Below are 22006 nucleotides of genomic sequence, written 5' to 3'. Positions count from 1 at the left end.
GACTACATCGAGCGCTTCTACAATCCGCGGCGACGCCACTCGAAGCTGGGCTATCTCAGCCCCATGGCGTCCGAGGACCGCGATATGCAAACCTAACCCCGTGTCCACGGAACCGGCAGCAGCCCATCCCGCCTATCTCAACACCCTCCCCCCTTGGCCGGAGCCCTATACCCCCAAGGCCCGCCTCGACGGCAAACCGCCGGAGCCGATTGGCGCGCTGCCGGTGCCGCCGGAGCAGGACGCAGCCTTGCCGCTGATCTGGGGAGAGAAGGGGTTCTCCTTCCTCGCCGCGCAGATCGGGGCCGATCCGGTGACCGAGGCGGTGCTGGAAGACCTTTTGCCGCTGATCGAGGACCTGCGCCGCAAGGGCAACCGGCATGACGACCTCTACCGCCTTGCGGGCGAGTTGCAGGAGCGGGCGACGGGCGAGATTTCCGCGCTGAACATGGTCAAGCTGCACCTGAGCTATCAGAAGCTGCGCCGGGTCTATGTGGGCCGCGAGGCGCGGGCCGAGCGGTTCGACGACGAGACGGTGACCGCCATCGCCGGGGTGCTGGAGATCGTGCCGGGCGTCACCCTTGCCGACTCCGGCGTGCAGGTGCTGATCGAGCGGCAGGAGTTGGAACGGACGCGCGTGGTCACGCCCGAGGTGGCCGAGGCCGAGGCGCAGGTGCTAACCTTGATGCAGGCAGAGGACGCGCCTTTCGACCCTTCAGTGAAGGATGCCGCCCGGGTGATCCTGATGCCCGGAATGGATGACAGGCTGTCTGCCAGCCGGGGGATTCTGTCGCGCAACAGCGTGATTGTCGTGCTGACCTATGTCGGTTGTGAGGCAATCAAGGGAGCGATTGGCGGCCCCGTTGGTAACTATGTCTATGACCACGGCCCTCGGCTGCTGGAGCTTGCGCAGGCCATGGGCGACGACGCCTTCTTCTGGGCGCAGATGATCCTGGCGAAGTTCAAGGGGCAGTATGAGCTGGCGTTGGGGATCGCCCGGGAGGCGGCGCAGGCAGGCCCCGTCCGTCTGCGCCCGAGCAAGCGCGACAAACCCTGACCCCGCAAAGCCAAAAGCCCCCGCTTGCGCGAGGGCTTTTCGGTCTTGGGAAGGTGGCGCGGTTGACGGGGCTCGAACCCGCGACCCCCGGCGTGACAGGCCGGTACTCTAACCAACTGAGCTACAACCGCAAACTTCCCGTCCGGGTGCCGAAGCGTGGCGCCGAACGTGGAGCGTGTAATAGTCATGGCCGGGGGGGACGTCAAGCGGGCCCGTGCGGAATTCCGGCGCTGCGGGCGGGGGCACGGATCGGCCCGCAAGCGCCTGTGCGGGAAGGGGCAAGGGGCAGTTTCGGGGGGCGCGGGATCGGGGCGCGGACCGCCGCGCCGCGCAAAAAAATCTGCGCCGCGCGGCAGATGACCGACCCGCCGAGTGCAGCCGGAAGCCAGGCGCAGAATCGACGCCCACCTGACCTGCCACTGGTCTTTCATCCAGCCGGGCCCTTGATCGGCAAATGCAGCCGGCGGGGGCCTGCCTCGCCTTTGCCGCCTGCCGCCGCTACCGCTCCGGTGCCGGGATGAACTCGGCATCGTCCCCCGGCGGCAGCTGGAAGCGGCCGTGCTGCCAATCCCCGGCCCGCCAGGCCTCTTTCGCCGCCTCGATGCGTTCCTTCGAGGAGGCGACGAAATTCCACCAGATGTGCCGCGGCCCGTCCAGCGTGGCACCGCCAAGCAGCATCACCCGCGCGCCCTGCGGGCCGGCCTTCATGGAAATGCGGTCGCCGGGGCGGAAGACCATCATCCGGCCGGCCTCGAAGGTCTGGCCGGCAATCTCCACCGCGCCCTCCAGCACATAGGCGCCGCGGTCCTCATGGTCGTCCGGCATCGGGATCGCGGCGCCGGGGTCCAGCAGCGCATCGGCATAGAAGGTCTCGGACGGCAGCGCCATGCCCGCGGTCTCGCCCCAGCCGGTGCCGAGGATCAGGCGCAGCCGCTTGCCCTCGGCCTCCAGCACCGGCAGGTCGGCGGCGGGGGTGTGCGAGAAGCTGGCCGGGTCATCCTCATGGGCGCGGGGCAGCGCGAACCAGGTCTGGATGCCGTAGAGCCGCTGGCCGGCGGCGCGCACCTGGCCATCGGTGCGCTCGGAATGGGTGATCCCCTGCCCCGCCAGCATCCAGTTCACCGCGCCGGGCTCGATCCACTGATCGGTGCCAAGCGAGTCGCGGTGGTGCATCTTGCCGGAAAAGAGGTAGGTGACGGTGGCGAGCCCGACATGCGGATGCGGGCGCACGTCGAGCCCCTGCCCGGTCAGGAACTCGGCCGGGCCCATCTGGTCGAAGAAGATGAAGGGGCCGACCATCTGGCGGGTGGGTGCGGGCAGCGCGCGGCGCACCTCGAAGCCGCCGATGTCGCGGGCGCGGGGGATGATGACGGTCTCGATGGCATCGACCTGATCGCCGGTCGGGCAATGCGGGTCAAGGGCGGGGTTCCAGCTCATGGCGGCCTCCTTCGGGGGAAAGATGCCTCCAGAGTGCCCGATCCGGGCCTGCCTGCACAGGGACATGCAGGCAGGGGATCTGTGCGCGGGCGCAGGGTTGCGCCCGCAAATGGTCAGCCGCGCGCAGCGAGCACCGAGGCCTCGAGGATCTCCAGCGCCTCGTCGAACACGGCATCCGGGATGGTCAGCGGCGCGAGGAAGCGGATCACGTTGCCATAGACGCCGCAGGTCAGCAGGATCAGGCCACGCGACAGTGCCTCCTCGCGCACCCGGTTCGCAAAGCCCGCATCGGGGGCGCCGGTGCCGGGCACGGCGAATTCCACCGCGTTCATGAAGCCCGGGCCGCGGATGTCGGCGATCTGCGGCACCGCCTCCTGCATCCCCGCCAGCCGCTGCTTCAGCCGTTGGCCAAGGCGCATGGCGCGGTCACAAAGCTGCTCCTCCTCGATCACGTCCAGCACCGCATTGGCGGCAGCGATGGCCAGCGGGTTGCCGGCATAGGTGCCCCCAAGGCCGCCTGGGTTGGGGCTGTCCATGATCTCGGCCCGGCCGGTCACCGCGGAAATCGGCAGGCCGCCGCCAAGGCCCTTGGCCATGGTGGTGATGTCGGCGGCGACCCCGTGATGCTCCATCGCGAACAGCTTGCCGGTGCGGGCAAAGCCGGTCTGCACCTCATCGGCGATCAGCACGATGCCATGGGTGTCGCAGACCCTGCGCAGGCTGGCCATGAAGCCGGCGGGCACCTCGTAGAAACCGCCCTCGCCCTGCACCGGCTCGATCAGGATCGCGGCCACGCGGGCCGGTTCCAGATCGGCCTTGAACAGGCGGTCCAGTGCCGCCAACGAGTCCTCGGCGGTGACGCCCTGCAGCGCGATCGGGAAGGGGAGGTGCCAGACATCGGCCATCATCGGGCCAAAGCCCGCCTTGTAGGGTTGCACTTTGCCGGTCAGCGCCATGCCCATGAAGGTGCGGCCGTGAAAGCCCCCCGCAAAGGCGATGACGGCGGCGCGCCCCGTGTAATGGCGGGCGATCTTCACCGCATTCTCTACCGCTTCGGCGCCGGTGGTGGCGAAGAGGGTCTTCTTGGGGAAGTCGCCGGGCACCTTGTCGTTCAGCCGCTCGGCCAGGGTCACATAGTTCTCATAGGGCACGACCTGATGGCAGGTATGGGTGAAGCGGTCCAGCTGCGCCTTGACCGCGGCGATCACCTTGGGGTGGCGATGGCCGGTGTTCACCACCGCGATGCCTGCGGCGAAGTCGATGTAGCGGGCGCCGGTCTTGTCCCAGATCTCCGCATTCTCGGCCCGGTCGGCATAGACCTGCGTGGTGACGCCGACGCCGCGGGCGATGGCGGCGGTGCGGCGGTCCGAGAGGGCGGCGTCGGTGATCGGGCTATGGGTCATGGCGGGGTGTCCTGAGAAGGGTTGCCGGAGTCCTTGCAGTTTTCCTGCAAGAATTGTCGGTGAGACTATACAAAACCCAAACCCGTGCAATATCTCTCGTGAGGCAATCGCAAGGAGAGCCGATGCCCGAGGACATGACCCCAGCCCCGCCGCGCTACCGGGTGGCCGAGGCGGCGCGGGCGGCCGGTGTCGCGCCTTCGACCCTGCGGCTGTGGGAGACGCAGGGGCTGATCGCGCCGACCCGCCTCGCCTCGGGCCAGCGGGTCTATTCCGAGGCGGATGTCGAACGGCTGTGCCGCATCGCCTTCCTGCGCCGCGAGCACGGGCTGAACCCCGCCGCGATCCGCGCCGCGCTGGCGGGCGAGACCGCGGCCCCGGCCGCCCCGTCTGCGCCGGACCTCGGCCCGCAACTGCGCCGCCTGCGGCTGGCCCGCGGCGAGACGCTGGATCAGGCGGCGGCGGCGCTGGCGATCTCGGCCTCGGCGCTGTCCACGCTGGAGCGGACCGGGGCGGGCGTGTCCTTCAAGACCCTGCATGACATCGCCCGCCATTACGGCACCACCGTCTCCAGCCTCTCCGGCCAGGACGCCCCGGGCGGCGCCGTGGTGCGCGCGGGCGCCCGGCGCCACTGGCCGATGCCGGTGGCGGGGGTGACGGTGGAGCTGCTGGCCGAGGGGCGCAACCAGATGGATTGCCACCTCTTCCGCCTCGCCCCGGGTGCCGCCAGCGAGGGCGGCTATGGCCATGAGGGCGAGGAGTTCCTGCACCTGCTTGAGGGCCGCTTCCGCATTGTGCTCGACGGTACCGAGGCCCATGACCTCGGCCCCGGCGATTCCCTCTATTTCGCCAGCAGGCGGCCCCATGCCTGGATGAACCTTGGCGAGGCGGACTGCGTGCTGATCTGGGTGAACACGCCGCCGAGTTTCTAGGCGCGTTCATCTGAAGAAGCGGGGGGCCTTCTGCCCCGCCCGGAACGCAGAAGCGGGGGGCCTTCTGCCCCCCGCGCCCCCCGAGGATATTTGGAAAAGGCAAAGGGGTTGGGGTGCGACTTGGCGGCCGGCACTCGGCCCTTTCACCCAGGCGGCGCGCTGCCTATCCTTCGCCTGCGGACTGCCCGCCCGGAGCCCCAGCCAGATGGCCTTTACCCTGCGCCAGTTGCAGTTCTTCGTGGCGGCCGCCGAGGCCGGGTCGGTGTCGGGCGCGGCGCGGGCGCTGTCGATCTCGCAATCCTCGGTCACCGAGGCGATCCGCGGGCTGGAGGAGGATCTGGGCGTCACCCTGTTCGAACGCCGGGCGCGCGGGCTGGACCTGACGCATCGGGGCAGCCTGTTCCTGCGCCATGCCAGCCAGATCCTGGGCGATGTCGCCACCGCCCGGCAGGCGTTCCGCGAGGAGCCGGGGGCGGAGGGCGGGCGGCTGAGCCTCGGCGTCACCTCGCTGGTCGCGGGCTATGTGTTGTCGGACATGCTCAGCCGGTTCCGCCCCCGCGGTCGAGGTGAGCGCGCTGGAGGAGACGGGGGAATATCTGCAGCACCTGCTGATCGGCGGCGAGCTGGATGTGGCGGTGCTGCTGACCTCGGGCATCCGCGAGCGGGCGGCGCTGAATGTGGAGACGCTGCTGGTGTCGCCCTACCGGCTGTGGCTGCCGATGGGGCACCCGCTGGCCGAGGCCGAGGCGATCGCGCCCGAGGATCTGGCGGGCGAGAACTTCATCTTGCTGACCGTGGACGAGATCGAGGAGAGTACGCGGCGGCTGATGGCGGGGTTTTCGGTGCGCCCGCGCATCGCCTTCCGCACAAGGTCTGTCGAGGCGGTGCGCAGCCTGGTCGCCACCGGCGCCGGGGTGGCGCTGCTGCCGGGGCTGGTCTACCGGCCCTGGTCGCTGGAGGGGGACCGGATCGAGATCCGCGACGTGTCGGGCGATCTGCCTTCGGTGCAAGTGGGGCTGGCCTGGCGCAAGGGCGCGCCGCTGCCGGGGCCGGCGCGCAGCTTCATCAAGGCGGCGCAGGCGGCGGTGCCGGTTCGGTAAGTTCCCATCGGTATTTCCGATAGGTGGCTTCATTCTTTTGCATTTGCGAAAGCTCGGGCGCTGGGCTTACCGTCTGGCATCACCGGAAAACCGGGGGCCATCGGCCGCCTACGCGCGGCGCTGCAACAGGGAGTTGCCCATGATCCGCCATACCCACACCCTTCGCCTCGCCGGCACCACGGCGCTGGCCCTGCTTGTGACCCTGCACCCCGCCCTCGCCCAGATGACCGAGATCGGCGCGGCAGAGGGGCAGGTCAACATCGTCGCCTGGCCCGGCTATATCGAGCGCGGCGAGACCATGCCGGAATTCGACTGGGTCACCAAGTTCGAGGAAGCCTCTGGCTGCAAGGTCAACATCAAGACCGCCAACACCTCGGACGAGATGGTGGCGCTGATGAACGAGGGCGGCTTCGACCTTGTCACCGCCTCGGGCGATGCCTCGCTGCGGCTGGTGGCGGGCAAGCGGGTGCAGCCGGTGAACGTCGATCTGATCCCGTCCTGGTCCGCGGTCGATGACCGGCTGAAGGACGCGCCCTGGCACACCGTCGATGGCGTGCATTACGGCGTGCCCTATGCCTGGGGCCCGAACGTGCTGATGTACAACACCGAGGCCTTTGGCGATACGCCCCCGACCTCGTGGAACGTGGTGTTCGAAGAGATGACCCTGCCCGATGGCCAGTCCAACAAGGGCCGGGTGCAGGCCTATGACGGGCCGATCCATGTTGCCGATGCCGCGCAATACCTGATGGTGCATCAGCCGGATCTGGGCATCACCTCGCCCTATGAGCTGACCGAGGACCAGTACAAGGCGGCGCTGGACCTGCTGCGCGGGCAGCGCGAGCTGGTGGCGCGCTACTGGCATGACGCCTTCATCCAGATGGACGATTTCAAGAACGAGGGCGTCGTCGCCTCTGGCTCCTGGCCGTTCCAGGTGAACCTGCTGCAATCCGAGGGATTCCCGGTGGCGAGCGTGATCCCCGAGGAAGGCGCGACCGGCTGGGCCGATACCACGATGATGCATGTGGACGCCGAGAACCCCAACTGCGCCTATATGTGGATGGAGCATACGCTGTCCTCGAACCTGCAATCGGACCTGTCGGTCTGGTTCGGTGCCAATCCGGTCGTGCCCGCCGCCTGCACCGATGGATCGGGGATGCAGACCGCCGAGGGCTGCACCAAGAACGGGCTCGACGATTTCGAGCGCATCAAGTTCTGGACGACGCCGGTTGCCAACTGCCCGGGCGGCGATTGCGTGCCCTATTACCGCTGGGTGTCGGATTACATCGGGGTGATCGGCGGGCGCTGATCGCTTTCGGGGCGGCCGCGCGCCGCCCCCTCTCCCTCCCCCACATCCCGCGGACGCGCTGCTGTCCGCGCGCCCTGCCCTATGCGTCTGGATGCCCTGATGACCGCTGCCGTCGACTTCACCCATGTCTCGCGCCAGTTCGGCAGCGGCGCCGCGGCGGTCCGCGCCGTCGATGACGTGAGCCTGACCATCGCCGAGGGCGAGTTCTTTGCCATGCTCGGTCCCTCGGGGTCGGGCAAGACCACCTGTCTGCGGCTGATCTCGGGGTTTGAAAGCCCCAATGCCGGCACCATCCGCATCTTCGGGCAGGACATGGGATCGGTGCCGCCGAACCGGCGCCATGTGAATACGGTGTTTCAGGATTACGCCCTCTTCCCGCACATGACCGTGCGCGACAACGTCGCCTACGGGCTGATGGTGCGCGGCGTCGATCGGCGCACGCGGATGGCGCGGGCCGAGGAGATGCTGGCGCTGGTGCATCTGCCGGAGTTTGGCGGGCGAAAACCCGGGCAGCTGTCCGGCGGGCAGCGGCAGCGGGTGGCGCTGGCCCGCGCGCTGGTGAACGAGCCGCGGGTGCTGCTGCTGGATGAGCCGCTTGGCGCGCTCGACCTCAAACTGCGCGAAGCGATGCAGGACGAGCTGAAGAGCCTGCAAAAGCGGCTTGGCATCACCTTCGTCTTCGTCACCCACGATCAGGGCGAGGCGCTGAGCATGGCCGACCGGGTGGCGGTGTTCAGCCGCGGCAAGATCGTGCAGACCGGCAGCCCGGCCGAGGTCTATGAGCGGCCTGCAACGCGGTTCGTGGCGGATTTCGTCGGCTCCTCCAACGTGCTGTCCCCCGAGCAATCGGCCCGCCTTGGCGGCCCGGCGCGCTGGACCAGCCTGCGGCCCGAGGCGATCCGGCTGGCCGCCGAAGGCGCGCCCGGCACCGTCACCGCCCTGCGTTATCTGGGCGCGGGCACGCGGGTTTCCGTGGCGCTGGAGGCGGGCCTGGATCTGGGCGTGCTCCTGCCCGCCGGCGCGCCGGTCCCGGCCCCCGGAGACGCCGTGCGCCTGACATGGGAGCGCAGCGCGATGCATGCGATGGAGGGCGAGGCATGAGCGCCGCCCTTGACCCGGCCCATCCCGCGCGCGGCCCGGGCGACCGGCTGACGGGCCTGTTCTGGCGCCGCCCTTGGGTCTTGCTGGCGCTTCTGCTGGCGCCGCCGCTGCTGTGGCTGGGGGTGGTCTATGTCGGCTCGCTGGTGGCCCTCCTGTGGCAGAGCTTCTATTCCATCGACGAATTCAGCGGCATGGTGGTGCCGGAACTGACGCTGAAGACCTATGCCGAACTGCTGCGCCCCTCGAATGCCGATGTGATCCTGCGCACCGCGACGATGGCGGCGGCGGTCACGGTTGCCTCGGCGGTGCTGGCCTTCCCCATCGCCTATTACGCCGCGCGCTATGCCAAGGGCCGCTGGAAGGCCGCCTTCTACCTTGGCGTGATGCTGCCGCTGTGGTCGAGCTATCTGGTCAAGGTCTATGCTTGGAAGCTGATCCTGGCGAAGGAGGGGATCGTGACCTGGGCCTTCGAGGGGCTTGGCGCCGGGAATATCCTGAACGCAGTGCTGGCGATCCCGGTGATCGGGGGCAACTCGCTGTCTACCAGCTATATCGGCACGTTCCTGGTGTTCCTCTATGTCTGGCTGCCGTTCATGATCCTGCCGATGCAGGCCTCGCTCGAACGGGTGCCCGCGACGATGCTGGAGGCGTCGGGCGACCTTGGCGCGCGGCCGGGGCAGACCTTCCGCCATGTGATCCTGCCGCTGGCAATGCCGGGGGTGATTGCCGGGTCGATCTTCACCTTCTCGCTAACGCTTGGCGATTACATCATCCCGCAGATCGTCGGCTCGTCGCGGCTGTTCATCGGGCAGGCGGTCTACACCCTGCAGGGCACGGCGGGGAATATTCCGCTGGCCGCCGCCTTCGCCGTGGTGCCGATCCTGATCATGCTGGTCTATCTCGCCGTGGCCCGGCGGCTCGGGGCGTTCGATGCGCTCTGACCGCGCCCCCCTGATGCTGAAGCTGGCGGCGGTGGCGGGGCTTGCCTTCCTGCACCTGCCGATCCTGCTGATCTTCCTTTACGCCTTCACCACCGAGGAGCGGACCTACCAGTTCCCGCCCCCCGGGTTGACGCTGAAATGGTTCGCCGTGGCCTGGGAGCGGCCGGACATCTGGCCGCCGCTGTATCTCTCGCTGAAGGTCGCCGCGATCTCGACCGCGCTGGCGCTGGTGCTGGGAACGCTGGCCGCCGCCGCCATGGCGCGGGCGCGGTTCTTCGGGCGTGACTCCATCTCCCTGCTGGTGATCCTGCCCATCGCCCTGCCCGGCATCATCACCGGCATGTCGCTGCGCTCCGCCTTCGCCATCGCCGATATCCCGTTTTCAACCCTGACCATCGTTCTGGGCCATGCCACCTTCTGCGTGGTCATCGTCTACAACAACGCCGTGGCGCGGTTCCGGCGGCTTGGCGGCTCGATGCTGGAGGCGAGCGCCGACCTTGGCGCCAACGGCTTCCAGACCTTCCGCTTCGTGATCCTGCCCAATCTCGGCTCCGCCTTGCTGGCGGGCGGGATGCTGGCCTTCGCGCTGTCCTTCGATGAGGTGATCGTGACCACCTTCACCGCCGGCCAGCAAAGCACGCTGCCGATCTGGATGCTGAACGAACTGGTGCGCCCGCGGCAGCGCCCGGTCACCAATGTCGTCGCCATCGTCGTCTTTGCGGCCACCTTCGTGCCGATCCTGATCGCCTATACCCTGACCCGCGGCGGCGCAGACACCGCCGGGGGCGGCAAATGAAAGAGAGTGCCATGACCGAGGACCCGACCATCACCATCGACACCGACCTGCTGATCGGCGGCAGCTTCGAGCCGGGGCAAGAGCCCGGCGAGCCGGTGCTGAACCCGCGCTCCGGCAAGCTGATCCTCGATCTGCCCGAAGCCTCCACCGATCAGGTGGACCGCGCCGTCGCCGCCGCCCGCGCCGCCTTTGCCGGCTGGTCGCGCACCACGCCTGCCGAGCGCTCCGCCGCCCTCCACGCCATCGCCGACCGGATCGAGGCAGAGGCGGGCGGCTTTGCCGCGCTGGAGGCGCTGAACTGCGGCAAGCCGATCAATGCCGCGACCAATGACGAGTTGCCCGCCATCGTCGATTGCTTCCGCTATTTCGCGGGGGCCGTGCGCTGCCAGTCGGGCACCGTCGCGGGCGAGTATCTTGCCGGGCATACCAGCATGATCCGCCGCGATGCGGTGGGGGTGATCGCCAGCATCGCGCCCTGGAACTATCCGCTGATGATGATGGCCTGGAAGCTGGCCCCGGCGATCGGCGGCGGCAATACCGTGGTGTTCAAGCCGTCCGAGCAGACGCCGCTGACGGCGCTGAAACTGGCGCGGGTGCTGGCCGATATTCTGCCCGCAGGGGTGGTCAACATCCTGCCCGGGCGCGGGCAGACGGTGGGCAGCTACCTGATCAACCATCCGGGCGTCGACATGATCTCGCTGACCGGCGATGTGGCGACGGGGCGCAAGATGCTCGATGCCGCGGCAAAATCGGTGAAGCGCACGCATCTGGAACTGGGCGGCAAGGCGCCGGTGGTGGTGTTCGACGATGCCGATATCTCCGAGGTGGTCGAGGGGCTGCGCGCCTTTGGCTACTACAACGCCGGGCAGGATTGCACCGCCGCCTGCCGGATCTATGCCGGGAAGAAGGTCTACGAGCGGCTGGTGGCGGATCTGTCCTCGGCGGTGTCGGGCATCGCGCTCGGGCTGGAGGATGACACGCAAAACGAGATCGGCCCGCTGATTTCCCTGCGCCAGCGCGACCGGGTCGCCAGCTTCGTCGAACGTGCCCGCGAACAGAGCCATATGGAGGTGACGGCCGGCGGCGAGGTGATGGGCAATGGCGGCGGCTTCTTCTACCGCCCCACCGTGATCGCCGGGGCGCGGCAAAGCGACGAAATCGTGCGGCGCGAGGTCTTCGGGCCGGTGGTGTCGGTCACGCCCTTCGATGATGTCGATCAGGCGGTGGACTGGGCCAATGACAGCGATTACGGGCTGGCAAGCTCGGTCTGGACCAGGGATGTCGGCCGCGCGATGGCGACGGCGGCGCGGCTGCGCTACGGCTGCACCTGGGTGAACACGCATTTCATGCTGGTCAACGAGATGCCCCATGGCGGGCTGAAGCAGTCGGGCTATGGCAAGGACCTGTCGGCCTATGCGCTGGAGGATTACACCGTGGTGCGGCATGTGATGGTCAAGCACGGGTGATGTAGCGCCTGTGGCCGGCGGCGGGGGCCGTCTGCCCCCCGCACCCCCCGAGGATATTTTCCCCAGAACGAATGGGGGTCAGTCTCTGGTTTGCCTTGGGCGGCCTGAGGCGGTGATGCGCAGGCGGGATTCGATGAAGACGGTTTGCCCCTCGATCTGGGCCTCGCGGCGCTGTTCGTCGCGGGTGATCTGCGGATCGGGCAGGCCTGCGGACGCGGCGGCGGCGCGGGCATTGGCCTCCAGCGCCGGGGCGAGGGCCTTGAGCGCGGTTTCGGGGTCGGGATAGGCGGCGGGGCCGTCCGGCAGATGCGCCACGAAGCGCCCCGGGCCGGGGCTGGAGACCAGCGCCTCGGCATGCATGGAGACGCGGCCCACCACCGCGCCGATGGCATTGGCAACATCTCCGTCTGCGGGGAGAATTACCTTGGTGTGCAGGCGCTGCCCGACCGCACCGTAATAACTGGCGGCCGAGGCGCCGAGGCCGATCAGCGGCACGCCGAGCGCGGCCTGCAGGCGCAGGGTGCCGCTGTGCCCCGAGAGCGCGGCGCGCAGCAGCGGGTCGGCGGGGGCGGCGGTGAAGCCGTCTTCGGCCAGCGCCGCCTCCAGCAGGCAACCCACCGTCTGCGCGGTCAACTGGTCGATGATCCGGGCGGCCAGCGCCTCGGCCCCCGCCGCGATCCGCTCGCCCCGCGCGCTCCGGCGGCGGGCCATGAGGGCGAGGGCCTTTTCGGCGGCCTCGGTGTCCCAGGCCGCCAGCCGCCCCAGCACATGCACGGCGTCCGAGGGCGTCACCCCCGCGATCATCACCAGCCCGCGCGACCAGAGCCGCTGCAGCGCCGCCTGATCCATCCGGGAGCCGAGCGCCCTCGCCAGCGGCTGCGCCTGCCCGGCCAGCCGCGCCAGCAGCGCCGCCTCGCGCGGATCCAGCCCCGGCGCCGCCACCGCCATCGGCAGCACGAAGCGGCCGGCCTCGGCACCGGGGATCTCGGTCGCCAGCGCCGCATCCAGCGCGGCATGGACCATCTGCGGATGATCGACCGCCAGCAGCGCCACCGGGATCAGCCGCCGCGGGCCAAGGCGCAGGCCGGTATCCCCCTCCGGCACCAGACCATCGGCCAGATGCACCTCGCTGTCGCCGCCAAGGCCGGTGGTGCGCATCGCCACCGCCTCGACCATCGTGCGCCAGGGGCCGACGCGGGCGCCGTCCGGGTCGATGGCCGGGCGCCCGCCGCGCAGCAGCGCCACATCGGTGGTGGTGCCGCCGATATCGGCCACCAGCGCCTCGGCCATCCCGGTCAGCCAGCGCGCGCCCTCGATGGACGCCGCCGGGCCCGAAAGGATGGTTTCGATGGGCCGCTCGCGCGCCTGTGCAGCCGAGATCAGCGCGCCATCGCCGCGCACCACCATCAGCGGGGCAGTGATGCCGCGAAGCGCAAGATGCCCCTCGCAGGCGTCGATCAGCCGGGCGATCATGTCCAGCAGCCGCGCGTTCAGCACCGCCGTCAGCGCCCGCTTAGGCCCGTTCAGTCGGGCGGAGAGGTGATGCGAGCAGGTGACGGGCCAGCCCCATGCGCGCAGCAGGTCCGCAGCGGCCAGCTCATGCGCGGGGTTGCGTGTGGCGAAGGCGGCAGCCACGGCGACGGCGGAGACCTCGAGGCCCTCCAACGCCTGTGCAAGCGCGGCGAGGTCCAGCGGCGCGGCCTCGGCCCCGCCCGCGCCATGCCCGCCGGCGATGCGGATCACCGGGTCGCCGCGCATGGCCTCGGCGAGGCCAGCGCGGGCGAGGTCGGCTTCGGCAAAGCCGATGGCGACGAGGGCCACCCGCCCGCCCTGCCCTTCGACCAGCGCATTGGTGGCGAGGGTGGTGGAGAGCGAGACCATCGCCACCTGCGCAGGATCGGTGCCCGCCAGCACCGCGTCGATGGCGGCGCCGATGCCGTGCGACAGGTCGGCGCGGGTGGTCAGCGCCTTGGCCTTGGCCAGCACGCCGCCGGGACTTGTGCCCTCCCCCTCGCGCAGCAGCACCGCATCGGTGAAGGTGCCGCCGGTATCGACGCCCAGAAGAAGTGCCATGCCTGCCCGCCCATCCTGTTCCCCTGCGCTTTGCGACAGATCGCGCCGCGCGGCAAGTCAGCCCGCATCCTCAAGGATCATCTGCGCCCCCTTCCAGCCCATCAGGATCGACGGCGCATTGGTATTGCCGCCGATCAGCGTGGGGAAGGCCGAGGCGTCGCAGACCCTCAGCCCCGCCAGCCCGTGTACGCGCAGCCGCGCATCCACCACCGAATCCGCCGCATCCGGCCCCATCCGCGCCGAGCAGCTGGCGTGATAGACTGTGCCACTGCGGGCGCGGAAATCGGCGATCAACTCGGCATCGCTGCTGACCGCGGGGCCGGGGCGCAGTTCCTCGGCGATCAGATCCGCAAGCGGGGGCTGCGCGGCAATGCGGCGCAGCATCTTCACCGCCGCCAGCATCTCGGCCACATCCGCCTCGGTCGCATAGGCGTTCGCGGTGATGCGCGGTGCGGCAAAGGGATCGGCGCTGTGCAGGCTGATGCGGCCGCGGCTGGTGGGGCGGCAGTTCGACAGGCCAAGCGAGAGGCCCGGGAACGGGTCGGGCGTCAGGATCGGCCGCTCCCCCGCCCGGGGCAGCAGGGTCGAGAAGGCCTGCATGTAGAGCTGCATGTTCGGGCGCGGCAGGCCGGGATCGGTGCGGAAGAACCCGCCGCCCTGGTTGATCGACATCGACAGCGGCCCGCGCCCAGTCAGCAGCCAGCGCGCGCCGACCAGCGCCTTGCCCCACCACGGCCGCAGCACCTCGTTCAGGGTGCGGGTCTTCATCCGCCAGGTGTAGTTGAGCCCCTGATGGTCGCAGAGATTGCCCCCGACATTGGCATTGTCGAGCAAAACCGGCAGGCCGAACGCGGCAAGGTCGGCCCCCGGCCCCACGCCCGACAGCATCAGCAGTTGCGGCGTGTTGACCGCGCCGCCCGACAGGATCACCTCGCGCCCGGCCCGGGCCAGCTGCAGCGCGCCCTTGTGGCGGTATTCGACGCCCACGGCGCGGCGGCCCTCGAAGACCACGCGGGTGGCATGGGCATGGGTGCGAACGGTCAGGTTGGCGCGCCGCATCGCCGGGCGCAGGAAGGCGCGGGCCGCCGACATACGCCGCCCGCCCTTCACTGACAGCTGGTAGACCCCCGCGCCTTCCTGCTGCGCGCCGTTGAAGTCCGGCGTCCCGGGCAGGCCGGCTTCGGCGCAGGCGCCCAGATAGGCATGGGTCAGCGGGTGCAGGTCGCGGCGGTTGGCGCTGACATGCAGCGGGCCGCCGGCGCCGCGAAACTCATCGGCGCCGCCCTCCCAATCCTCGAGGGCGCGGTAGGCGGGGAGGACATCGGCCCATCCCCAGCCCGGATTGCCCGCCGCCTGCCAGTCGTCATAGTCGCTGGAATGCCCCCGGATCCAGACCATCGCGTTGATGGACGACGAGCCCCCCAGCAGCTTGCCGCGCGGCCAGTGATCCGCCTGCCCGGCCAGCCCCGGATCGGGCTCCGTCCGGTAGCACCAGTTCACCGCGGGATCATGGAACAGCTTGCCGTAGCCAAGCGGCATCTGCACGAACAGGCGCCGGTCCGTGCCCCCCGCCTCCAGCAGCAGCACACGGTAGCGGCCGGAGGCGGTCAGCCTGTCCGCGAGCACGCAGCCCGCCGATCCGGCGCCGACGATCACATAATCATAACCCGCCGCATCTGTCGCCACGCGCCCGCTCCGCACATCCCCGCGCGGCCGAATGCACCACCGCGCGCGCCCGGCAGCACTTCCGTTTGCGACGCGGCGATGCCGCTTTCGGCTGGCGCCCGCACGGCCCGTTCGCTGCACCCGCACAAGAGCCTTGCGCGAACCAGGGCGAGCCCCTAACCCATTCACATGTCCGAGAGCACGCCCCTTCCCGCCGCGCAGGTCTTCGCCCTGCTTGTCCTGCCGCAGACGCCGATGCTGGCCATCGCGGCGGTGCTCGACCCGCTGCGCGAGGCGAATGCGCTGCTGGGACATGAAGCCTATGCCTGGCGCTTGCTGGCGACGACGGGCAAGGGCGTGCCGCTGGCCGATGGCAGCCAGCCGGCCTTTGCCGGCAGCACCGAAGATGCCCGCGGCGCCGATACGCTGCTCGTGCTGGCGGGGCCGTGGCAGCGCTGGATGGATGCGCGGGCGCTGCTGCGGCCGATCCGGCGGGTTGCGCCGCAGATCGGCTGCCTCGGCGCGGTGTCGGGCGGGGTGCGGGTGCTGGCTGCCACGGGCGAACTCGACGGGATCAAGGTAGCAAGCGATCCCGAGGCGGCGGCGGACCTGGTGGCCGCCCATCCGGCCGTTTCCGTGACCGGCGCGCCCTGGGCCCTCACCCCGGCGCGCATGACCGCCGCCACCCCGCTGGCCGGCACCGGCATGATGCTGCAGATGCTGCGCGCCCGGCACGGGGCAGAGCTGGCAGCAGAAGTTGCCGCGCGGCTCGGCTGGCCGGTCTCGGCATCGGCGCCGACGAGCGCAGGCGCGGGAGATCCGCGCGTGGCCGCCGCCATCGCGCAGATGCACGCGACCATCGCCACCCCGCAAAGCGCCGCCGCCATCGCGCAGAGCCTTGGCATCTCGTCCCGCCGGCTCGAAGGGCTGTTCCGCGCCGAGCTTGGCACCGGCCCTGGCGCCTATGCGCTGGACCTGCGGCTGGCTGCCGCGCGCGGCCTGATCGAGGCGGGGACAGAGCCGCTGGCGGCCATCGCCCGCGCCACCGGATTCTCCTCGGCCGGCACGCTCGCACGGGCCTTCCGCAGCCGCTATGACACCAGCCCCTCGGCCCTGCGCCGGCAGGCTGATTCCCTTGCGCCTGCACAGGGTTAGTCGGCGTTCTTCACGTGCCGGTGGCCGCGCCGCTTTCTTGGGCGCCGCTGCGTCCCATCGCCCAGAAGCCGGGCATCTGCGCCGCAAGTCCGGTGCCGCAACCGGCGCCGCCCCCCTGCGCTCTTGCGCCGCGCAAAGCCAGCGCTGCCAAGGCCTTCGCACATGCTGGACAGACTGCCTGCGGCGTGTAAGGTGATCGCGCAACTGTCCGGGGAGGAGGCGGCAACGCCCGTGGGCCCATGCCCAACCGGACCGCGGCATGAGTGCCATAACTGGGAGGATTCCATGGACCGTCGTTCATTTCTGACAAAGGCCGCCATTGGCGGCGCCGGCGCGGCCGCCGCGGCCACGCTTGCGGCCCCCGCCATCGCGCAGGCAAACCCGAAGGTCACCTGGCGGCTGACCTCGTCGTTCCCCAAATCGCTGGACACCATCTATGGCGGCGCCGACGTGCTGGCCAAGTACCTGACCGAGGCGACCGACGGCAACTTCACCATCCAGCCCTTCGCGGCCGGTGAGATCGTCCCGGGCCTGCAGGCCGCGGATGCCGTGACCAATGGCACGGTCGAGGCCTGCCACACCGTCGGCTACTACTACTGGGGGAAGGATCCCACCTTCGCGCTCGCGGCTGCGGTTCCGTTCTCGCTCTCGGCGCGCGGCATCAATGCCTGGCACTACCATGGCGGCGGCATCGACCTCTACAACGAGTTCATGGCGCAGCATAACATCTTCGCCCTGCCCGGCGGCAATACCGGCGTGCAGATGGGTGGCTGGTTCCGCAAGGAAATCAACACGCTGGAAGACCTCAAGGGCCTGAAATTCCGCGTCGGCGGCTTTGCCGGCAAGGTGATGGAGCGCCTCGGCGTCGTGCCGCAGCAGATCGCCGGCGGCGACATCTATCCGTCGCTGGAAAAGGGCACCATCGACGGTGCCGAGTGGGTCGGCCCCTATGATGACGAGAAGCTCGGCTTCTTCAAGGTCGCGCCCTACTACTACTACCCCGGCTGGTGGGAAGGTGGCCCGACGGTCCACTTCTTCTTCAACAAGGCCGCCTATGAGGGGCTGCCGCCGGCCTATCAGTCGCTGCTGCGCACCGCGTGCCAGGCGACCGATGCCGACATGCTGCAGAAGTACGACTACAAGAACCCGGCCGCGATCAAGTCGCTGGTCGCGCAAGGCACCCAGCTGCGCCCGTTCAGCCCCGAGATCCTGTCGGCCTGCTTCGAGGCCGCCAACGAAGTCTATGCCGAGATGGAAGCCACCAACCCGGCCTTCAAGAAGATCTGGGAATCGATCAAGGCCTTCCGGTCCGAGAACTACACCTGGGCCCAGATCGCCGAGTACAACTACGACACCTTCATGATGGTGCAGCAAAACGCCGGCAAGCTCTAATCCCAGAGCGCGCTATGGCAAGGATCGGCCCCCGGAACGCAGGTTCCGGGGGCTTTTCTTTGGGTGGATGGTCAATGGTCACCGAGGCGGCACCTGCTCGTCCAGCCAGACCTCGAACAAGGTCGTGTTCGGGCAGGCCGCGGCCAAGGCAGGTTTCTCTGCCACGATCTTGCGCGCGTAGGCCTCGTCACCGGATGCTCTGGCATCCCAATCCTCGTCGAGGCCGAGGATGCTCAGATCGACGCGCAGCGGCTGCCGAGTGGGGCTGACGATTTCGAAGGCCTCCATCGACCGGATGAAAAGCCCGCGCTCGAAAGCCCGGTCTGCGACGGCGCGCACCTGTAGGGCGGTCAGCTGCAACCGCGCCGCATCGGTAAGGATCTGGTCTATGAGGTCATAGACCGCATCGGGCATGGTGTTCCATCCGGCTGGAGACTGTCTCGCCAAAGGGCCTGCGCGCGCGAAGCACGTCAAGCCTGCCGTTGCCCCAAACGCCAACAGGCCCGCCCGTTCCGGGGCAGGCCTGCATCATGCGTCTTTAGGAAAAATGGTGGGTGATAAGGGATTTGAACCCCTGACATCTTCGATGTGAACGAAGCGCTCTACCACTGAGCTAATCACCCGGTGGCGGGGGTAATAGCGTCACTCCGCCGTGTCTGCAAGTCCCTCCGTGCCGGTTTCTTCACCCTCGGCGCCGGGTTTCTTGGCCCCGGCGCGGCGCAGCCGCACGGTCATGGTGGACCCGCCCGAGGGGGTGTCCTTCTCGCGGGTCTTGTGGGCATTGCCGAAGGGCGGCAGCACCAGCTGCTCACCGGCCGCCAGCGCCTCGCCAAGCACCTGCAGGGTGGCTTCGACGATGTCCTTGGCGATCTTCTTCTTGGCGCCCGAGGCGGCGACCACGCGCTCCACCAACTCCTTCTTGCGCAGGGTCCGGGTCGCGCCGATACCCGCGGCCTCGGTGCCCGTGTCGGTGCCCGTGTCGATGCCCGCCTCGACCGCAAGGGCCTCGATGGCCTCGATGGTGGTGGCGGTCTCCGCCTTGGCGCTGGCCGCAGCTGCAGCGCGAGCGCCTGCCGGTTTGGCGGCGGGTTTGGCGACTGCCTTGGGGGCAGATTTGGTCGGCGTCTTGGTCATCGGGGCATCCGCCTGTCATCGAGGGTGATTTGACGTTTAGCGTAGCGCAAATCCTTGCCCCGCGCCAGAAAATCCCTTCGGTTTGGAATTTTTCGCCTTTACGGCGAGCGGCAAACGCCAAGCTCCCCGCAACCCCATTCCGCGCCAAGAAAAAAGTCACTCCCCAGAGGGAACCTCTCCTTAGCCTAGTTCGGGCGGGACAAGGCGAGGCACTGCCTCGCCCCGCCCGTGCGGGACGCCTCAACCGGAGCCGTCGGCAACGCGAGACCGATTGAGGACAGCGCCCGCCAGGGGGTGATGAGCGAACAGAAACCTTCCAGTGGAAGGTTTCCGCGAAGAACGCCCGGCCCGTGGCCGGGCCGGGAGGGAGGGCGCTGGCCGGGCCCTTTGGGGGCCCGTCCGGAGCCAGTGGAGAGGGCACGGCATGGCGAAGGCGATGGCCTTCGCCAAGGCATGAGACCCAGTGGCTATCCACACAGTGCGCATTCGGAACCGGCAGCTCTGGAAGAACCGGGGGCGCGGCAGCCGCTTCCCCAACGCAAAAGGCGCGCCCCGCAAGGGACGCGCCTTCCTTCACATGCTCACGCGGTCAATGCGCGATCTGCGCCGGGTCGTTGGGCCGGGCTGCAGCCCGCGCCGCCGCGGCGGCCTCTTCGGCCACCTCGTCCCATTCCACCGGCTCGGGCTGGCGCACCAGTGCCTTTGCCAGAACTTCCCGCACATGGCTGACCGGGATGATCTCCAGCCCCGCCTTCACGTTGTCCGGGATCTCGGGCAGATCCTTGGCGTTCTCGATCGGGATGAACACCGTCTTGATGCCGCCCCGCAGCGCCGCCAGCAGCTTCTCCTTCAGCCCGCCGATGGGCAGCGCATTGCCCCGCAGCGTGACCTCGCCGGTCATGGCGATGTCCTTGCGCACCGGGATCTGCGTCAGCACCGACACGATGGAGGTGACCATCGCGAGGCCGGCGCTCGGCCCGTCCTTGGGGGTCGCCCCTTCGGGAACGTGGACGTGGATGTCGATGGTGTCGAATTTCGGCGGCTTGACCCCGATCTGCGGCGCGATAGAGCGCACGTAGCTGGAGGCGGCCTCGATGGATTCCTTCATCACATCGCCGAGTTTCCCCGTCGTCTTCATCCGGCCCTTGCCCGGCAGCTTCAGCGCCTCGATCTGCAGCAGCTCGCCGCCGACACTGGTCCAGGCCAGGCCCGTCACAACGCCGATCTGGTCTTCCTTCTCGGCCAGGCCGTGACGGAAGCGCTTGACGCCCAGATAGCTCTCCACCTGCTCCGGCCCCATCTCGACCGTGGTGATCTTGCCCTTCAGGATGTCGGTCACCGCCTTGCGGGCCAGCTTGGCGATCTCGCGTTCCAGGTTCCGCACCCCGGCCTCGCGGGTATAGCTGCGGATGACCTCGGTCAGGCCCTCGTCGGTGATCGAGAACTCGCCCTTCTTCAGGCCGTGGTTCTTGACCTGCTTGGACACGAGGTGCTGCTTGGCGATCTCGCGCTTCTCGTCCTCGGTGTAACCCGCCAGGCTGATGATCTCCATCCGGTCCAGCAGCGGGCCCGGCATGTTGTAGCTGTTGGCCGTGGTCAGGAACATCACGTTCGACAGGTCATATTCCACCTCGAGATAGTGGTCCATGAAGGTCGCGTTCTGTTCCGGGTCCAGCACCTCGAGCATCGCGCTCGCCGGATCGCCGCGGAAGTCCTGGCCCATCTTGTCGATCTCGTCGAGCAGGATCAGCGGGTTGGTGGTCTTGGCCTTCTTCAGCGCCTGGATGATCTTGCCGGGCATCGAGCCGATATAGGTGCGCCGGTGGCCGCGGATCTCGGATTCGTCGCGCACGCCGCCAAGGCTGATGCGGATGAACTCGCGCCCCGTGGCCTTCGCCACCGACCGCCCCAGCGAGGTCTTGCCCACGCCCGGAGGGCCGACGAGGCACAGGATCGGCCCCTTCAGCTTGGCGCTGCGCGCCTGCACCGCCAGATACTCGACGATGCGTTCCTTGACCTTCTCCAGCCCGTAGTGATCGGCATCGAGAACCTTCTCGGCCGCCACCAGATCCTTCTTGACCTTGGACTTCACCCCCCACGGCAGGCTCAGCAGCCAATCAAGGTAGTTGCGCACCACCGTCGCCTCGGCCGACATCGGCGACATCGACTTCAGCTTCTTCAGCTCGCCCTGCGCCTTGTCGCGCGCCTCTTTCGAGAATTTGGTGGCCGCGATCCGCTCCTCAAGCTCGTTCAGCTCGTTCTGCGACTCGTCGCCATCCCCCAGCTCGCGCTGGATCGCCTTCATCTGCTCGTTGAGGTAATATTCGCGCTGCGTGCGTTCCATCTGCGATTTCACGCGGGTCTTAATCTTCTTCTCGACCTGCAGCACCGACATCTCGCCCTGCATCAGGCCATAGACCTTCTCCAGCCGCTCGGCCACGTCGAGCGTCTCCAGCAGGTCCTGCTTTTGCGAAACCTCGATGCCCAGATGGCCCGAGGCCACGTCAGCCAGCTTCGCGGGCTCGCGGCTTTCGGCCACGGCGGCCATCGCCTCTTCGGGGATGTTCTTCTTGATCTTGGCGTAGCGCTCGAATTCCTGCGCGACGGACCGCACCAGCGCCGTCACAGAATCCGCGTCGCCGGGGGTCTCGGTCAGCCGCTCGGCGGTCGCCTCGAAGAAGTTCTCGTTCTCGACAAAGCCGGTGATCCGCACCCGGCCGCGGCCCTCGACCAGCACCTTCACGGTGCCGTCGGGCAGCTTCAGCAGCTGCAGCACCGAGGCCAGGACGCCGGTCCGGTAGATGCCATCTGCGGTTGGGTCATCGACCGAGGGGTCCATCTGGCTGGACAGCAGGATCTGCTTGTCGTCAGCCATCACCTCTTCCAGAGCGCGGACCGACTTTTCGCGGCCCACGAACAGCGGGACGATCATATGGGGGAACACCACGATGTCGCGGAGCGGCAGCACGGGGTAGCTGGAGGCAAGGGGTTCGTTCATGCTCTATCCTCTTCTCGGCAGGAGGGCGCTGGCCCCAGTATTGGCAGCGCTTGGCC

General features: G+C 68.8%; 18 protein-coding genes, 2 tRNA genes and 1 pseudogene. 12 read left to right on the top strand and 9 right to left on the bottom strand.

Annotated features, from left to right (window positions below):
* On the top strand, positions 1-96 hold a 96-nt coding region (locus tag GVY41_RS20640; protein ID WP_338082801.1), incomplete at its 5' end, for an IS3 family transposase.
* Between the two features lie 4 nt (positions 97-100).
* On the top strand, positions 101-1054 hold the full coding sequence (locus GVY41_RS18730) for a hypothetical protein (RefSeq protein ID WP_161348105.1): 954 nt from the start codon (positions 101-103) through the stop codon (positions 1052-1054).
* 54 nt (positions 1055-1108) lie between these two features.
* On the opposite strand, the gene GVY41_RS18725 is transcribed toward GVY41_RS18730, so the two are convergent.
* The 3 genes from GVY41_RS18725 to GVY41_RS18715 form a co-directional block, all read right to left on the bottom strand.
* Positions 1109-1185, bottom strand: a tRNA-Asp gene (locus GVY41_RS18725).
* A gap of 367 nt (positions 1186-1552) precedes the next feature.
* On the bottom strand, positions 1553-2491 hold the full coding sequence (locus GVY41_RS18720; protein ID WP_161348104.1) for a pirin family protein: 939 nt from the start codon (positions 2489-2491) through the stop codon (positions 1553-1555).
* Between the two features lie 113 nt (positions 2492-2604).
* Positions 2605-3894 carry a 4-aminobutyrate--2-oxoglutarate transaminase gene (locus GVY41_RS18715; protein ID WP_161348103.1) on the bottom strand — a complete coding sequence of 430 codons (1290 nt, stop codon included), beginning with the start codon at positions 3892-3894 and terminating at the stop codon, positions 2605-2607.
* 122 nt (positions 3895-4016) lie between these two features.
* Here GVY41_RS18715 and GVY41_RS18710 point away from each other — a divergent pair, with 122 nt between their 5' ends.
* The 8 genes and pseudogenes from GVY41_RS18710 (at position 4017) to GVY41_RS18680 (ending at position 11533) form a co-directional block, all read left to right on the top strand.
* Positions 4017-4823, top strand: a complete 807-nt coding sequence (locus GVY41_RS18710; RefSeq protein ID WP_211374373.1) for a MerR family transcriptional regulator — start codon at positions 4017-4019, stop codon at positions 4821-4823.
* A gap of 205 nt (positions 4824-5028) precedes the next feature.
* Positions 5029-5157, top strand: a pseudogene (locus GVY41_RS20425) (LysR family transcriptional regulator); the annotation flags it as partial.
* Positions 5158-5389: 232 nt separating this feature from the next.
* Entirely contained in the window at positions 5390-5923 is a 534-nt protein-coding gene (locus GVY41_RS20420; RefSeq protein ID WP_229726090.1) for a LysR substrate-binding domain-containing protein, read from the top strand.
* Positions 5924-6062: 139 nt separating this feature from the next.
* Positions 6063-7229 (top strand): ABC transporter substrate-binding protein, encoded by a 1167-nt coding sequence (locus GVY41_RS18700; protein ID WP_161348102.1) that lies wholly within the window; start codon positions 6063-6065, stop codon positions 7227-7229.
* Between the two features lie 99 nt (positions 7230-7328).
* Positions 7329-8330: an ABC transporter ATP-binding protein gene (locus tag GVY41_RS18695; protein ID WP_161348101.1), complete on the top strand. Its 1002-nt coding sequence runs from the start codon at positions 7329-7331 to the stop codon at positions 8328-8330.
* A complete protein-coding gene (locus tag GVY41_RS18690; protein ID WP_161348100.1) occupies positions 8327-9271 on the top strand; it encodes an ABC transporter permease in 945 nt (314 codons plus the stop codon). Before GVY41_RS18695 ends, GVY41_RS18690 begins: the two co-directional genes overlap by 4 nt.
* Positions 9261-10067 carry an ABC transporter permease gene (locus tag GVY41_RS18685; RefSeq protein ID WP_161348099.1) on the top strand — a complete coding sequence of 269 codons (807 nt, stop codon included), beginning with the start codon at positions 9261-9263 and terminating at the stop codon, positions 10065-10067. The genes GVY41_RS18690 and GVY41_RS18685 overlap by 11 nt, the downstream gene beginning before the upstream one ends.
* 11 nt (positions 10068-10078) lie before the next feature.
* Positions 10079-11533 carry a gamma-aminobutyraldehyde dehydrogenase gene (locus GVY41_RS18680; RefSeq protein WP_170301236.1) on the top strand — a complete coding sequence of 485 codons (1455 nt, stop codon included), beginning with the start codon at positions 10079-10081 and terminating at the stop codon, positions 11531-11533.
* 78 nt (positions 11534-11611) lie between these two features.
* Here GVY41_RS18680 and GVY41_RS18675 read toward each other — a convergent pair whose 3' ends face one another.
* Both GVY41_RS18675 and GVY41_RS18670 read right to left on the bottom strand, forming a co-directional pair.
* Positions 11612-13606: a hydantoinase/oxoprolinase N-terminal domain-containing protein gene (locus GVY41_RS18675; protein WP_161348098.1), complete on the bottom strand. Its 1995-nt coding sequence runs from the start codon at positions 13604-13606 to the stop codon at positions 11612-11614.
* 57 nt (positions 13607-13663) lie between these two features.
* Positions 13664-15292 carry a GMC family oxidoreductase gene (locus GVY41_RS18670; protein ID WP_229726091.1) on the bottom strand — a complete coding sequence of 543 codons (1629 nt, stop codon included), beginning with the start codon at positions 15290-15292 and terminating at the stop codon, positions 13664-13666.
* Between the two features lie 168 nt (positions 15293-15460).
* Between GVY41_RS18670 and GVY41_RS18665 the strand changes: the two genes are divergently transcribed.
* Together GVY41_RS18665 and GVY41_RS18660 are read left to right on the top strand one after the other, a co-directional pair.
* A complete protein-coding gene (locus tag GVY41_RS18665) occupies positions 15461-16426 on the top strand; it encodes a GlxA family transcriptional regulator (protein WP_229726092.1) in 966 nt (321 codons plus the stop codon).
* Between the two features lie 285 nt (positions 16427-16711).
* Positions 16712-17818: a TRAP transporter substrate-binding protein gene (locus tag GVY41_RS18660; protein WP_161348095.1), complete on the top strand. Its 1107-nt coding sequence runs from the start codon at positions 16712-16714 to the stop codon at positions 17816-17818.
* Positions 17819-17896: 78 nt separating this feature from the next.
* On the opposite strand, the gene GVY41_RS18655 is transcribed toward GVY41_RS18660, so the two are convergent.
* The 4 genes from GVY41_RS18655 to lon form a co-directional block, all read right to left on the bottom strand.
* Entirely contained in the window at positions 17897-18232 is a 336-nt protein-coding gene (locus GVY41_RS18655; RefSeq protein ID WP_161348094.1) for a hypothetical protein, read from the bottom strand.
* A 134-nt stretch (positions 18233-18366) separates the two neighbouring features.
* Positions 18367-18441: transfer RNA gene (locus GVY41_RS18650), tRNA-Val, on the bottom strand.
* Between the two features lie 19 nt (positions 18442-18460).
* Positions 18461-18952, bottom strand: coding sequence for an HU family DNA-binding protein (locus tag GVY41_RS20215; protein WP_202456115.1), 492 nt, complete (start codon positions 18950-18952; stop codon positions 18461-18463).
* A 589-nt stretch (positions 18953-19541) separates the two neighbouring features.
* The gene (lon, locus tag GVY41_RS18640) at positions 19542-21950 is read right to left on the bottom strand and encodes an endopeptidase La (RefSeq protein WP_161348093.1); all 2409 of its coding nucleotides are present in this window, start codon (positions 21948-21950) and stop codon (positions 19542-19544) included.
* Between the last annotated feature and the right edge of the window lie 56 nt (positions 21951-22006).

This window comes from Frigidibacter albus, assembly GCF_009908165.1.
GTDB lineage: Bacteria > Pseudomonadota > Alphaproteobacteria > Rhodobacterales > Rhodobacteraceae > Frigidibacter > Frigidibacter albus.
This window is presented reverse-complemented; position numbering and strand designations above follow the sequence as displayed.